The organism is Paractinoplanes bogorensis (genome assembly GCF_018829635.1).
In the GTDB taxonomy this organism is placed as follows: Bacteria; Actinomycetota; Actinomycetes; order Mycobacteriales; family Micromonosporaceae; genus Actinoplanes; species Actinoplanes bogorensis.
Genome location: NZ_JAHKKG010000013.1, coordinates 271,602 through 284,319, shown reverse-complemented (window position 1 = coordinate 284,319; position 12,718 = coordinate 271,602). Strand labels below are relative to the sequence as shown.

Below are 12,718 nucleotides of genomic sequence, written 5' to 3'. Positions count from 1 at the left end.
CGGTCCTTCTCCGGCGAGTCCGGACTCTTGCCATTGACCGCATTCGCCGTAAGAATGCCTTTCCGACAGCTTAAGAAAGACTTTAGGGATTCACATGCCCGACGAGGAACGTCCCGATCGGCTGCGGATCGGCGGCTGGGTGCCGCCCTATCGCGACACGAAGGGTCCGCTCCGTCCTCCCGTTCCTCCTCGCAACCGGGTCTCCGCCATTTCCGCGGCATTGCTGAGCGGGCCCATCCGCCGGCACGCCGAGGGCGGTCTCGGCCGCCGGGCCGTGCTGGCCGCCGCGACCGGCACCCTGATCCTGGTCGCCGGTCTGACCGCGCTCGCGCTGCGCGGCGACAACGAAGGTCCCACCCTGTCGCAGCGGGTGGTGCTGCCACCGTTCGTGCCCTCCGCCCCCGTCACGATCCTGCCGTCACCCTCATCGTCACCCTCGGCCGCTGCCAGCAGCCCCGGGTCGGTCACCCGCTCACCCAGCCACAACCGGCCCACCGAGGCCACGACGACAAAGCGGCCCACCACCCGGACGCCCCCGTCCAAGCCGCCCGCCGTGCAGCTGACGGTCGGCCGGACGGTCGGGCTCGTACCGGTCGGCCGCGGCGACCTCCGGCTGCGGCACCGCGACTTCGTGGCCCGCTTCGACCCGATCAGCGACGGCAGTTCGCGGCTCGACCGGCACGATTCCCGATTCACCGGCCGCACCGGATTGGCCGATCGGGACTGCGTCTCTCTCGAATCAGAAAACTATCCGGGCTATTTCCTCCGGCACCGCAACTTCGTGCTGCGCCTCGAGCAGCGCGACCGTTCGTCATTGTTCGACCAGGACGCCACATTCTGTCCGCGCACGGTCAACGGGGGCACCGCACTGGTTCTGGAATCGGTCAATTATCCGGGCCGTTTCTGGGTCGCCCGCGACGGCGTCGTCCGCCTCGAGCAGGCCTCCCCCGAGAGCGCCACCGCCGTGGTGCCCGCCGACGCTGTTTAGGCGGGGGCGGGGCGGCCCAGGTGGTAGCCCTGCCCGTGGTCGCATCCGAGGTCGCGCAGGGTCGTCGCCTGCTCGGCGGTCTCGATGCCTTCGGCGGTGACGGTCATGCCGAGCGCGTGGCAGGCCTCGACCAGGTGGCGCAGCACCGCGTCGGGTGTGCTCAGCAGGAACTCGCCGGCCAGTTTGGCCTCGGTGAACGGCAGCGTGCTGAGCACGGCCAGGCTGGACCAGCCGGTGCCGAAGTCGTCCAGGGCCAGCCGCACCCCGAGCCCGCCCAGCCCGGCCAGCACCGACCGGTAGCGCAGCGACTCGGCCGACTCGGTGATCTCGAGCTGGAGGCGGCCCGCGGGCAGACCGGTCCGGTGCAGGATGTCGGCCACCGCCGCGACCAGGCCGGGCTCGCCCAGTTGCACCGGTGACAGGTTCACGCTGATCAGCCGGTCGGGCCAGGCCGCACCCTGGCGGCAGGCCTGTTCGAGCAGCGTGCGGCCCAGGCGGTGGATCAGGCCGGTGCGCTCGGCGACCCGGATGAACCGCAGCGGGCCGGGCGCCCCGGGCCGCTGCCAGCGGGCCAGCGCCTCCACGCCGATGGTCTCGCCGTCGGCCAGCCGGACCAGCGGCTGATAGTGCAGCGTGAACTCGCCGCGCTCGAGGGCGGCGGGCATCTCGGCGGCGAGCCGGTGCCGGCGGCGTTCGTCGGCCGCGCGGCCGGGGTCGTAGAGCTCGGGACCGCGCCGGTCGTGGTCCGCCCAGCGCAGGGCCAGGCGGGCGTCGTGCAGCCAGCCGTCCGGGTCGCCGCCCGCGACCGGCCGCTCGACCAGGCCGATCAGGACGGTCATGTGCAACTGGTGACCGTCGATCGGGAACGGCGCCGAGAGCACCCGGTGGGCCTGGTCGGCCACCTTGATCAGGTCGTCCGGGCCGGTCGTGCCCGGCACCAGTACGGCGAACTGGTCGTCGGCCAGGTGGGCCAGGATGCCGAGCGGGCGCAGCCGGCGCGCGATCGAGGACAGCAGCCGGGTGCCCTGCTGCGGGCCCAGCGTGTCGATCACCTCGTCGTAGCGGTCGAGGCCGACCAGCAGCAGGCCGAGCCGTCCCCCGGGGCTCATCGCGGCCAGCGTCTTGCGCAGGTGCTGCTCGTTGGGCAGGCCGGTGTCGGGACGGTGCAGGAGCGCCTGCTGCAACTGCCGCTGCAGGTCGAGCTGGACCGCGCGCCAGTGGATCTTTTCCGACCGGTTCATCTCTTCGGCGGCCCGTACGGCGGCATCACGCTGGGCGGCCACGAAACCGGTGACCAGGGTGTCGAGGAGCGCGAGCAGCCGCGTACGGGAAACCGGGTCTTCGCCGATGATGCCCGGCATCCGGCCGGCGAGCAGGTGGACCGTCACGCCGAGCACCGGAGGCGCGGACATGCGCAGGTCGACCAGTTCGGCGCCGATGCGGGTACCGGGCGCGGGGTCGAACGGTTCGGCGCGCACCGCCGCCACGAACTCCTCGAGCAGGTCGCGCAGGGCGGCGCGGGCCCGGGCCCGGACGCCGGGGACGAAGCCCGCGGCCGCCACGCCGCGCAGCCATTCGCCGGCGAGGTCGTCCAGGCTCATGATTTCCGGGCCACCGCCACCAGCGTCATCGGCTGCGGTGGATCGCCGGCCTCGTCGGGGTCGGGATGCCACCCGGTGGCCGCCACCACGCCCGGTTCGAGCAGCGTGAAGCCGTCGCCGATGAGGGCGGCGACCTGCTCGCGGGTGCGGATCACCAACGGGGTCGGCGTCTTCTCGTACAGCCGGCGGCCGCGTTCCTGCGCCTCCCGGCCCTCGGGCGTGTCATCGGGGCCGAGGTGCGAGATGACCAGGTGGCTGCCGGCGACCAGCGGCTCGCCGAGGCGGTGCAGCAGGCCCGCCGGGTCGGCCTCGTCGGGCACGAAGTGCAGCACGGCCAGGGTGAGCACGGCGACCGGCTCGCCGAAGTCGAACAGGTCGAGCGTGTCCGGATGGTAGAGGATGCCGTCGGGTTTGCGCAGGTCGCCCTCGATGACCCGGGCGTACGGGTTGCCGGTGAGCAGGCTGCGGCTCTGCTGCACGGCGATCGGGTCGATGTCGACGTAGAGGACCCGGGCCTCGGGGTCGGCGTCCTGCGCCACCTCGTGCACGTTGCCCAGCGTGGGGATGCCCGAGCCGACGTCGAGGAACTGGCGGATGCCCTGGGCGCTCAGCCGGCGCACCACCCGGCCGAGGAAGGCCCGGTTGGCCCGGGCGACGAGCCGCGCCTCGGGGAACATCTTTTCCGCCCGGTGCCAGAACTCGCGGTCGACGGCAAAGTTGTGCACGCCGCCCAGCGCGTAGTCGTAGACGCGCGACGCGTCCGGCACCGTGATGTCGACGCCTTCCGGCACCCATCCGTACGATTCGCTCATCTGTTCCCCCACGCCCAGCATCCTAGTGCCCACAGTGGAGGATCATCGAAGTCGATCTAGGCGACCTGCCGGACCCGGAAGCCGTGCACCGGCCGCCAGCGGTCGTGCAACGTGGTGATCAGCGAGATCATGGTGAGGAAGAACATCGTCTCGAAGCCGTCGATCTCGCGGCCCAGGAACCAGTTGGCGACCCACGCGTAGATCACGTTCAGCAGCAACCGCACGGCGAAGGACAACGCCATCGACGTCACGGTCCAGCTGCGCCGGGCCACCGCCAGCGTCACCGCGGCGTTCAGCACCACCGTGACGCCGACGCCGAGGAAGAGCGAGGCCGTCGAGCCGCTGTAGTCGGGCAGCATCTTTCCGAAGATGCAGCAGACCAGGCCGAGCAGCAGCACCTTCTCCAGCGTGTTCCACGACCACACCCGGTCGTTGCGGCTGCGCCAGGCGCTCTGCTCGTGCGCCTCGTCGATCTCCTCGGGCAGCGGTTCGGGCCGGATCCGCCACGTCCAGTCGTACGGGCCCAGCCGCGGCCACACCACCCGCCGCAGAAGCACGACGGCACCTGCCACGATCGCGACGATCAGCCCGACGATCCACTGGTGGGCGGCGATCTGGTCGGTCAGGTCGAGCCGGGCCACGTGCAGCCACCACTCCTGCGGCAGCTTCACCACCACCCAGATCACCGCGGCCACGCTCAGCCACCAGCCGACCAGCAGGTTGACCGGCGACCAGCGGGACCGGATCGCCTCGTACGCGATGAAGAAGTACTCGAACACGTTGGGGAACACCAGCAGCAGCCAGCGCGCCCCGGTCAGCTCGAACAGCAGAGCTCCGATCAGCCGGTAGAAGAACAGGAACCGGGAGATCTCGAACGCCGCCACGTTGGTCCAGTTCCGCAGCGTCGACAGATAGGCGACGGCCAGGTAGTAGACGTCCATGGCCTTGTCGTACGACTGGTAGCCGGGCGGGTCGTACCCGAAGGACTGGAAGATCGTCTGGTCCACGCCGTCGAGCACCAGGCAGGCCACCACGGCGGGCAGCGGGAAGTACGGGATCGCGAGGGGCAGCAGGAAGCGTGCCGCCACCACGGCGAGGAAGACGAGCGCGGCCCCGGTGCTCATCCGGGCATTGTGCCCGACCTCAGACGGCCGACGGTGTCCGGTGCAGTGCTTCGTGCACGGTGTGCAGCAGATCGTGGGCGGTGAAGGGCTTCTCGACGAACGGGGCGGCCGGGTCGAGCAGCCCGGTCACGTCGAGCATGCCGCTGCTGTAGCCGGACATGTAGACCACCGGCAGGCCCGGCGCGCGCTCGTGCAGCAGTTCGGCCAGCCGCGGCCCGGTCATGTCGGGCATCACGACGTCGGTGACCAGGGCGTCGGCCGTGCGGTCGCCCAGGACCACCAGCGCCTCGGGGCCGGTCGTCGCGGCCAGCACCTGATATCCGGCCACGGTCAGGATGCGGGTCGCCGCGCGCATCAGCGCCGGTTCGTGCTCGACGACCAGGATCGTCCGGCCGTCACCCGACGGCGGGGCGGCCCGCTCGGCCGGGGCGGTCGGCGCGACCAGCGGCAGATGGACGCGGAACGTGGTGCCGACGCCGGGCTCGGAGTAGACGGCGATCTCGCCGCCCGCCTCGGTCACCATGCCGTAGACCGCGGCCAGCCCCATCCCGGCGCCCTTGCCCGGTTTGGTGGTGAAGAACGGTTCGAAGACGCGCTCGACGATGTCCGGGGGCATGCCGGTGCCGGTGTCACTCACCAGGATGCGGGCCTGGTCGTCGTGGGCGTTCGCCTCGAGCACGAGGGTGCCGCCGTCCGGCATCGCGTCGCGGGCGTTGGTGGCCAGTTGCTCCAGCACCTGCTGCAGCTGCCCCGGGTCGGCCCGCACGGTGAGCGCCGCCGGGGCCGGGCGGCTGACGATCGTGATCCGCTCGCCGACCTGTGGTTCGAGGCGCTGCCGGGCCTCCTCCAGCGCGGCGGTCAGGTCGACCTCGCGGGGCTGCGAGCCGGCGCCGCGGGTGAAGGTCTGCAACTGCCGGGTCAGCGCCATGGCCCGGTCCGCCGCCGACCGGACGTGCTCCAGATCTTCCCGTACGGCGGGCTTGTCCCCGGTCTCGTCGATGGCGAACTCGGTGTAGTTGACGATGATGCCGAGGATGTTGTTGAAGTCGTGGGCCAGCCCACCGGCCAGTTTGCCCAGGCTCTCCATCCGCTGCACCTGGTGCGCGCGGTCGTCGGAGGCCCGCCGCTCGTCGGCGGCGGCCTTCTGCTCGCTGATCTCGCGGGCGGTCACCGACACGCCGGTGACCTCGCCCGCCGCGTTGCGGATCGGGGCCATGTTGATCGACAGCTCGAGCGGCGACCCGTTGCGGTGCACCCGGCGGGCCTCGTAGTGGATGTGCCGCTCACCGTGCCGGATGCGCGCGATGTAGGCCATCTGGTCGGCCGACGACGAGTCGCCCGAGAAGATCGACATGGGCTGGCCGATGGCCGCGCCCGCGTTGTAGCCGAACAGCCGCTCGGCTCCGCGGTTCCAGGCGGTCACCCGGCCCTCCAGGTTCACCCCGATGATCGCGTCGTCGGTGTGCTCGACCACGGCGGCCAGGGTCGCCCGGTGCTTCTCGGCCGCGTTGAGGGCGGCCTGCTCCCGGGCCCCGGCCTCCTCGAGGCGGTTCTGCTCCCCGGGCGAGGTGAAGATGGATCCGCCGCCGAGCAGCACCTTGTAGCTGCGACGCAGCGTCCAGTAGTAGACGCCGACCAGCGCGGTGAACATGTCCCAGAGCGCCGTCGGCCACTCCCACCCGGGCTGGAGATGACTGTGGCTGTCGCCGGTCTGCAGGGCGCGGATGGCCATGAAGGCGTGCAGTCCGTGCCCGACCGCACAGCTGAAGAAGATCATGCCGGTGGTCACGGCGAGCTTGTTGCTCCACAGCTGCCGCGCCCGGATCACCGGTCCCAGGATCGCCACCGTGATCGCCGCGTAGGCGCTCATGATGACCAGGTTGCCCAGGGTGTAGACCTGTTCCGCCACGATCGTCCTATCGGCATACCCGGTGTCGGACTGAGCGGCGCCGAAAATGTCGTACCTCCGGGGCAGACTGCCCGGCATGACCGAACAGACGCATCAGCACCACGCCATCGACTACATCGAGATCACGGTGGGCGACCTGGCCGAGGCCAAGCGGTTCTACGGCGAGGCGTTCGGCTGGCAGTTCAACGACTACGGCCCGGACTACTCCGGCATCCGCCGGCCGGGCGGCGACGGCGAGTCCGGTGGCCTGCGGCCGGGCGAGCCGGTCGGGGTCGGCGGCCCGCTCGTTCTGCTCTTCTCGTCCGACCTCGACGCCACCGCCGAGGCGGTCCGCGCCGCCGGGGGCCGGGTCGTCGAGGGGCCCTACGAGTTCCCCGGTGGCCGGCGTTTCCACTTCGCCGACCCGAGCGGCAACGAGCTGGGCGTCTGGGCCGAGAAGTAGGCCTCAGACCACAGCCGGGCCGACCACCAGGAGCCCGTTGGTCGCGTCGAGCCGGGCGGGCACTCCCAGGCCCACGGCGATCTGCTGGTCGCCGTGGCCGATCGGGAGCCCGCCCAGCACCGGCACGCCCAGCGCGCTCAACTGCTCGCGCAGCACCTCGGCGACCGGCGGGTAGTGCGGGTTCGTGTCGGCGCAGTTGGTGAACTGGCCCAGGGCGACCCCGCGCAGCCCGTCGAACCAGCCGGCCCGCCGCAGGTGCACGAGCATGCGGTCGATCCGGTAGGGCTGCTCGTCCACGTCCTCGAGCAGCAGGATCGCGCCGTCGAGGTCGAGCGCGTGCCGGGTGCCGATCGTGGTCGCCAGCAGGGCCAGGTTGCCGCCGAGCAGGGTGCCCTCGGCCACCCCGTCGACGCGTACGCCGTAGGTTCCCTCGGCCGGATCCGCGCTGACGGTGACCTGCCCGCCCACCGTGACCGCACGCCGGGCCGCCTGCACCGTCAGCGACGACGGGCCGCGCTCGAACTGCCCCGCGGTCGGCCCGTGCACGGTCACCAGCCCGGTCTCGCGCCACAGGGCCGCATGCAGCGCCGTGATGTCGCTGAATCCCATCACCACCTTGGGATCGCGGCGCACGGCCTCGAAGTCGACCCCGTCCACGATCCGCTGCATGCCGTAGCCGCCGCGCATGCAGAAGACCCCCCGCACGGCTGGGTCGCGCAGCGCCGCGTTGAGGTCGCTCAGCCGCTCGTCGTCCGTACCGGCGAAGAAGGTGTGCCGGCCACCGGCGTGCCCACCGAGCCGCACCCGCAGGCCCCACCCTTCGAGGGCCGCCACCGTCGCGGCGATGCGCCCGGGTTCGCTGGCCCCCGCGGGCGACACCAGCGCCACCAGGTCACCCTCGACCAGCCGCCGCGCAGTGATCACGCAGGCGAGCCTACCCGCGATAATTCGGCGGCGGACAACCCCGCGGCGGCGATACCGTCAGCCGGTCCGCGGGCGAGATGCGGACAACGGCGTGTAGCTCAGCAGCAGAGCACCGGGCTCGGGACCCGGAGGGCGCGGGGGCAGGGCCCGCCACGCCGGCATGGAGAACGACGACACCCGTACGGCCGATCCGGCCTACGCCGCGAGCGAGCTGGCCCGGGCCTACGCGACGGCGACCGGCCACGACGACGAGCCGACCCGCCGCCGTGCCGACGAGCGGGTGCGCCGCTGGTCGGAGGTGCTGAGCGGAATGCTGTCGGGCGTCCTGTCCATCGGTTCCCGCGCTCCGGTGGCCGGCCTGCCCGCCTGGGTCACGCCTGAGGTTGTCCGGGGCGGTTTCGCGACCGGCCGGGCCGCCGCCGCGATCGACGACGACGGCGGCGCCCGGTTCGACCACTACCTGTCCGAGGAAGGCCTGGCCGAGCTGTCCCACCTGCTCGACAGCGGCGCCTACCGGATCGAGCTGCCCGAGCACGCCGCCCTGCTGACGATCGCGTGGCTGCTGCGGGCGGGCGACCGCGACGCCGCGGTGGCCGTGCTCAAGGAGATCGCCCCCTACACCGACCGGCTCCGCTTCTCCCCCGAGCCGTCCCAGGCGCCGGTCACCGACCCCGACATCGTCTGGCGCGAAACCGCCGCCCAGGCCCGCGACCGCCTCGCCCGCCGCACGCCCGATCCCCGGGTCGAGGCCCAGCGGGAGGCCCTGACGGTCTGGAACCCGTTCGCCGACGAGCTGCTCACACTGTGGTGCGAGACCGTGGTCGACGGCCGGGTCGCCGTCACCCTCGACGACGAGTGGCGGGTCCGCGCCGGGGCCCTCCTCCGGCGCTACGAGCAGCTGGCCGCCGCGCACACCCGCTGCACCAAGCACCGTCGCCCCAAGGAGAACCTCGCCGTCCTGCGCCGTTCCCTGCAGGAATCGGTGTCCGGCGGCGAGCTCAGCACGCGCGGTCTGCTGCAGCACGCCGTCGACTCGATGCTGGCCCGGCGCGGGCGTCCCGGCTCGGCCCCGCATGCGGCCCTGCGCGCCCGCCAGGCGGCCCAGACCGCCCGCCCGTCCCATCACGAGCTGGCCCAGCTTCTCGTACGCCGTCTGGCCGCGCACCCGCCGTCGCTGGGTATCGCCGGCGTCGACGCCGTGCTGGCAGGCGCCGAATTCCCCGAGAGCCTGCGCAAGGCGGTCGAGCGGGCCCGCGCCGGCACCGTCGAGGAGCTCGTCGCGACCCGTGTCATCGGGTCGGCCGAGGTGCTGGCCGGCCTCGTTCCGCAACTGGCGGCGGCAACGGCGGCCGCCCCGTACCGGGAGAAGGCTCTGCGGACCCTGATGGCCGCCACCTATCGCGCCTTCCGCAACCGCCGCTCGCTGCTGCTGCTCAACCTCGAGCGTCAGGTCCGGCTCGGCGAGCTGCCGTGGGTGCGCGCGGTCGAGGCCCATCGCGTGTCCGGCGACGACACCCGTGATGCCGCGCGGGCCACGCTTCAGCGGCTCGGCCAGGTCGCGGTCGACGCCTTCCCGGGCACTCAGCTGCCCAACCCGCTGGTCCGCGAACTGTCCGCGCTCAGCCGCGAGGCCGGCGACGGCCTGCCATGGGTCAGCGAACTGGCCGCCGACATCTTCGAGGGCAGGTTCGCGGCAAGTTTCCCGGCCGCCGCCACGATCGCCGCCGACCTGCTCGAGGGCACCCTCTACGAGCGCTACTACGGCATCGACTACGCCCACGTCCCGTCGACCTCGCCGACTTTCGACGCCCTCTGCCGCGACCGGGCGGGCACGCGCTCCCGTTCGTCGGTCGCGGCCAACGGCACCGTCATCGAGCAGGCGCAGATCCTCACCACCCACAACCTCGCCACCCTGGTCGCCCGGGCCGGAGTCCGTCCCGCGCCCGACTGCGCCGACCGCGCCTTCGCCACCGCGAACAGCCTGGCCCGGCGGCTGCCCGGGAACCCGCGCCCGCTCTCCACGGTCAAGGACATCGCGTACGCCTGGCGGCAGCTGATCTTCTTCGTATCGCTGACCGGCGACGCCGAGGCCCGGCTGGCCCGGTGGACCCGCGACGCCGAACCCGTCCTCGCCCCGGCGCTGGCCGGTCTGGCCCACGCGGCGGCCGGCGGCACCGTGGGGACAGGCCGCCGTCTGCTCGGCTGGACGACCGGCCCGCACTGGTTGGTGACCCGCGAGTAGGCGTTGACATCTGTCGATACATAGTGGACGTTCGCAGTATGGGGACCCGGATACGCACGCTGCTCGCCTCGTTCGTCGCACTGGCCGCCCTCACCGGCGCCGCACCGCCGCCGAGCACCCCCGCGCCGCCGATCCCCTCGCCGACCGGGCAACCGCCGTCAGCACCGGCCGATTTCCGGGCCACCGCCGTCACCCCGACGTCGGTCACGCTGTCGTGGACCGCCTCGGTGCCCGGCTCGGCCCCGCTGGCCGAGTACGCCGTCAACTACACCCAGGCGTTCAACGACATCTACTGGTCGCAGCCGGTCGGCAACGTCACCACGGTCACCATCACCGGGAACATCCGGGCCGGCCAGCAGTACCGCTTCAGCGTCCTCGCCCGCGGCACCGACGGCCTGGTCGCCACCTCGCCCGAGGGCGTCACCGTCGTGACCCCGGTCGCCACCACCGGCGACACCACCCCGCCGTCCACCCCCACCGGCCTGCGGGCCACCGACGTCACCGCAACCGACGTCGCCCTCAGCTGGACCGCCGCGACCGACAACGTCGGCGTGGCCGGCTACAACGTCTACTTCTTCGACGGCTGGTACACCTCGACCCTGGTCGCGACGGCCACCGGCACCTCGGTCGTCGCCCCGCTGCGCAACGCCGCCCTCGGCCGCTACTACTACGTGCGGGCCAAGGACGCCGCCGGCAACGTGTCGATCGCGTCCAACCTGGTCAACGTGGCCGCCCCGCCGCCCCGAACCTGCAAGGTCACCTACCGGTCCACGTCGGAGTGGAAGGGCGGCTTCGTCGCCGACGTGACCGTCACCAACACCGGCACCACAGCGGTCGACGGCTGGACCCTGACCCTGGCCATGGGCGGCGACCAGCGCGTCTCGTCGGCCTGGAACGCCTCGTTCACCCAGGACGCCGCGACCGTCACCCTGACCGCGGCCCGCTGGAACACGAAGATCCCGGCCGGCGGCAGCGTCACCGCGGGCATCCTCGGCCGCTGGACGACCAGCAACGCCGCGCCGACGTCGTTCGCCCTCAACGGATCCCCCTGCGCCTAGGCCAGAAACGTCGCGGTGAGCACCCGCCGCAGCCAGTCCTCGTAACGGTCGGGCGTCCAACCACGCCCGGCCGTGGCGGCCTGGTAGACCTCGGGCGCGAGCAGCACCCAGGCTTCGTCGGCGACCACGTCCACGTCACGCGTCAGGTGGCCGCCCTCGGCGAGATGTCGGGCGAAGGCGGTCGCCCCGGCCAGCCGTTCCCGCCCGGTCTCGGCCACGATCGCGGCCGCTTCCGGGCCGCCCGACCCCAGGGCCGCCGTCACGGCGCCCAGCCGTTCGCCGATTCCGCGCGCGATCACGGCGTACCGGAAAATCTTCTCGCTCGGATCGGTCTCGGCGAGGAGGGCGAGGACCTCGGGACGGCGGGCCAGCGGCTCGGGCGCGTCGTCCCCGGCCAGCGTCACGTCGTACATGGCCTTGACCAGCCCGCGTTTGGTCCCGAAGGCCTTGTAGATCGTCTCGGGTGACACCTCGGCCGCGGCCGCCACCGCTTTGATCGTCAACCCGGCGTATCCGCTGCTCACCAGCAGCTCACGGCACGCGTCGAGGATCGCCGTGCGCCGCCGGGAGGCCTGCTCGCGACGGGCGACATTGTCATAGGTCCGAACCACGGCCTCATGCTACGGTCCTTTCATTACAGTCACACTGTATTGAAATTGAGGACACCGATCATGGAGTTCAGCCACGTCTACCTCACCGGCCTGACCGTCCTGACCATCTACCTCGCGGGCGTCTCGGCGATGACCACCGCGGTCAGCTATCCGCTCTACACCGCCGTACCCGCCGGCTCGTTCGTGGACTATCACCGCCGTTACAACCGGCGGATCCCGTTCGTGATCGTCGCGCCCGCTTTCCTCGGCTTCCTGGGCTGCGCCGCATTTCCTCTCGTACGCCCCGGCGAGGTCCCCGCCGCGGCCACTGCGCTGATCGCCGCCACCGGCCTTATCGCCCTGCTGGCCACGGTCACGGTGGCCATCCCGTCCCACCTGCGCCTGCAGCGCGACGGGTTCAGCCACGCCACCTACCGGCGCCTGCGTTCGGCCGACGCCGTCCGCACCGCCGCCTGCTTCACCGGCGCCGCCACCCTGATCTGGTCGGCCACCGTCATCTAGACAGGACCAGCTTGCGCAACAGGTCGGCCAGGGTGTCCCGCTCGGCCGGAGTGAGCGTGGCCAGGAGCGCCGTCTCCCCGCGGTTCTCCGTGGTCGCGTGCCGTTCGAAGGCCGCGTTCCCGGCCCCGGTCAGCCGCACCCGCACCCGCCGCCGGTCGCCGCCGTCCATCCCGGACCGCTCGATGAGCCCGGCCTCCTCGAGCGGCCCCAGCCGGGCCGACAGCGCGCCACGGGTCAGGCCCAGCCGGTCGGCCAGTTCGGACGGGCCCGCCTCGTACGGCGGCCGCCCGCGCCGCAGCATCAGCAGGATCTTGAACTGGCCGTGCTCGAGCCCGCCCGCGTCGAGGGCGGCCCGGCGCGCCTGCGTGAGGTGCCGGCCGAGCACGGCCAGGCGCACGATGATGGCCTCCTGCACCGGATCGAGCCACGGCAGTTCGTCACCCCAGGCCTCGACGTGCTCGTCCGCGGTGTCCCGCATGCCACCCACCCCTGCGCCAAAGTAGTTT

12 protein-coding genes and 1 tRNA gene are annotated in these 12,718 nt (G+C 72.3%); 6 read left to right on the top strand and 7 right to left on the bottom strand.

All coding sequences use genetic code 11. The features are described from left to right. Window positions 1-94 precede the first annotated feature (94 nt). Window positions 95-988, top strand: coding sequence for an AbfB domain-containing protein (locus KOI35_RS37010; RefSeq protein WP_215793354.1), 894 nt, complete (start codon window positions 95-97; stop codon window positions 986-988). Here KOI35_RS37010 and KOI35_RS37005 read toward each other — a convergent pair. Genes KOI35_RS37005 through KOI35_RS36990 form a run of 4 tightly spaced genes read right to left on the bottom strand, consistent with a single transcriptional unit; the run spans window position 985 to window position 6,512 of the window. Next, entirely contained in the window at window positions 985-2,589 is a 1,605-nt protein-coding gene (locus KOI35_RS37005) for a putative bifunctional diguanylate cyclase/phosphodiesterase (protein WP_215793353.1), read from the bottom strand. The two genes, KOI35_RS37010 and KOI35_RS37005, sit on opposite strands and share 4 nt — an antisense overlap. Then, window positions 2,586-3,401 (bottom strand): SAM-dependent methyltransferase, encoded by an 816-nt coding sequence (locus tag KOI35_RS37000; protein WP_215793496.1) that lies wholly within the window; start codon window positions 3,399-3,401, stop codon window positions 2,586-2,588. The genes KOI35_RS37005 and KOI35_RS37000 overlap by 4 nt, the downstream gene beginning before the upstream one ends. A gap of 56 nt (window positions 3,402-3,457) precedes the next feature. Continuing rightward, window positions 3,458-4,525 carry a hypothetical protein gene (locus KOI35_RS36995; protein WP_215793352.1) on the bottom strand — a complete coding sequence of 356 codons (1,068 nt, stop codon included), beginning with the start codon at window positions 4,523-4,525 and terminating at the stop codon, window positions 3,458-3,460. Between the two features lie 19 nt (window positions 4,526-4,544). Then, window positions 4,545-6,512, bottom strand: a complete 1,968-nt coding sequence (locus KOI35_RS36990; RefSeq protein ID WP_215793351.1) for a hybrid sensor histidine kinase/response regulator — start codon at window positions 6,510-6,512, stop codon at window positions 4,545-4,547. Here KOI35_RS36990 and KOI35_RS36985 point away from each other — a divergent pair. Next, on the top strand, window positions 6,511-6,876 hold the full coding sequence (locus tag KOI35_RS36985; RefSeq protein WP_215793350.1) for a VOC family protein: 366 nt from the start codon (window positions 6,511-6,513) through the stop codon (window positions 6,874-6,876). The two genes, KOI35_RS36990 and KOI35_RS36985, sit on opposite strands and share 2 nt — an antisense overlap. Window positions 6,877-6,879: 3 nt before the next feature. On the opposite strand, the gene KOI35_RS36980 is transcribed toward KOI35_RS36985, so the two are convergent. Further along, on the bottom strand, window positions 6,880-7,800 hold the full coding sequence (locus KOI35_RS36980; RefSeq protein WP_215793349.1) for a S66 peptidase family protein: 921 nt from the start codon (window positions 7,798-7,800) through the stop codon (window positions 6,880-6,882). An 87-nt stretch (window positions 7,801-7,887) separates the two neighbouring features. On the opposite strand from KOI35_RS36980, the gene KOI35_RS36975 reads away from it, so the two are divergent. The 3 genes from KOI35_RS36975 (at window position 7,888) to KOI35_RS36965 (ending at window position 11,100) form a co-directional block, all read left to right on the top strand. After that, window positions 7,888-7,959 (top strand) — tRNA-Pro (locus KOI35_RS36975). 1 nt (window position 7,960) lies between these two features. After that, window positions 7,961-10,042 (top strand): hypothetical protein, encoded by a 2,082-nt coding sequence (locus KOI35_RS36970; protein WP_215793348.1) that lies wholly within the window; start codon window positions 7,961-7,963, stop codon window positions 10,040-10,042. Window positions 10,043-10,080: 38 nt separating this feature from the next. Beyond that, a complete protein-coding gene (locus tag KOI35_RS36965; protein ID WP_215793347.1) occupies window positions 10,081-11,100 on the top strand; it encodes a cellulose binding domain-containing protein in 1,020 nt (339 codons plus the stop codon). Here the strand turns inward: KOI35_RS36965 and KOI35_RS36960 are convergent. Then, window positions 11,097-11,711, bottom strand: a complete 615-nt coding sequence (locus KOI35_RS36960; RefSeq protein WP_215793346.1) for a TetR/AcrR family transcriptional regulator — start codon at window positions 11,709-11,711, stop codon at window positions 11,097-11,099. The genes KOI35_RS36965 and KOI35_RS36960 overlap by 4 nt on opposite strands. A gap of 45 nt (window positions 11,712-11,756) precedes the next feature. Here KOI35_RS36960 and KOI35_RS36955 point away from each other — a divergent pair, with 45 nt between their 5' ends. After that, window positions 11,757-12,212 carry a hypothetical protein gene (locus KOI35_RS36955; RefSeq protein WP_215793345.1) on the top strand — a complete coding sequence of 152 codons (456 nt, stop codon included), beginning with the start codon at window positions 11,757-11,759 and terminating at the stop codon, window positions 12,210-12,212. Here KOI35_RS36955 and KOI35_RS36950 read toward each other — a convergent pair. Then, window positions 12,205-12,690, bottom strand: a complete 486-nt coding sequence (locus KOI35_RS36950) for a MarR family winged helix-turn-helix transcriptional regulator (RefSeq protein WP_215793344.1) — start codon at window positions 12,688-12,690, stop codon at window positions 12,205-12,207. The genes KOI35_RS36955 and KOI35_RS36950 overlap by 8 nt on opposite strands. Window positions 12,691-12,718: the final 28 nt, after the last annotated feature.

Excerpts from the sequence above, each read along its gene's own strand:
- KOI35_RS36995 (WP_215793352.1), bottom strand. The coding sequence starts at position 4,525 with ATGAGCACCGGGGCCGCGCTCGTCTTCCTCGCCGTGGTGGCGGCACGC.
- KOI35_RS37010 (WP_215793354.1), top strand. The coding sequence starts at position 95 with ATGCCCGACGAGGAACGTCCCGATCGGCTGCGGATCGGCGGCTGGGTG.
- KOI35_RS37005 (WP_215793353.1), bottom strand. The coding sequence starts at position 2,589 with ATGAGCCTGGACGACCTCGCCGGCGAATGGCTGCGCGGCGTGGCGGCC.
- KOI35_RS37000 (WP_215793496.1), bottom strand. The coding sequence starts at position 3,401 with ATGAGCGAATCGTACGGATGGGTGCCGGAAGGCGTCGACATCACGGTG.
- KOI35_RS36985 (WP_215793350.1), top strand. The coding sequence starts at position 6,511 with ATGACCGAACAGACGCATCAGCACCACGCCATCGACTACATCGAGATC.
- KOI35_RS36965 (WP_215793347.1), top strand. The coding sequence starts at position 10,081 with ATGGGGACCCGGATACGCACGCTGCTCGCCTCGTTCGTCGCACTGGCC.
- KOI35_RS36970 (WP_215793348.1), top strand. The coding sequence starts at position 7,961 with ATGGAGAACGACGACACCCGTACGGCCGATCCGGCCTACGCCGCGAGC.
- KOI35_RS36990 (WP_215793351.1), bottom strand. The coding sequence starts at position 6,512 with ATGCCGGGCAGTCTGCCCCGGAGGTACGACATTTTCGGCGCCGCTCAG.
- KOI35_RS36950 (WP_215793344.1), bottom strand. The coding sequence starts at position 12,690 with ATGCGGGACACCGCGGACGAGCACGTCGAGGCCTGGGGTGACGAACTG.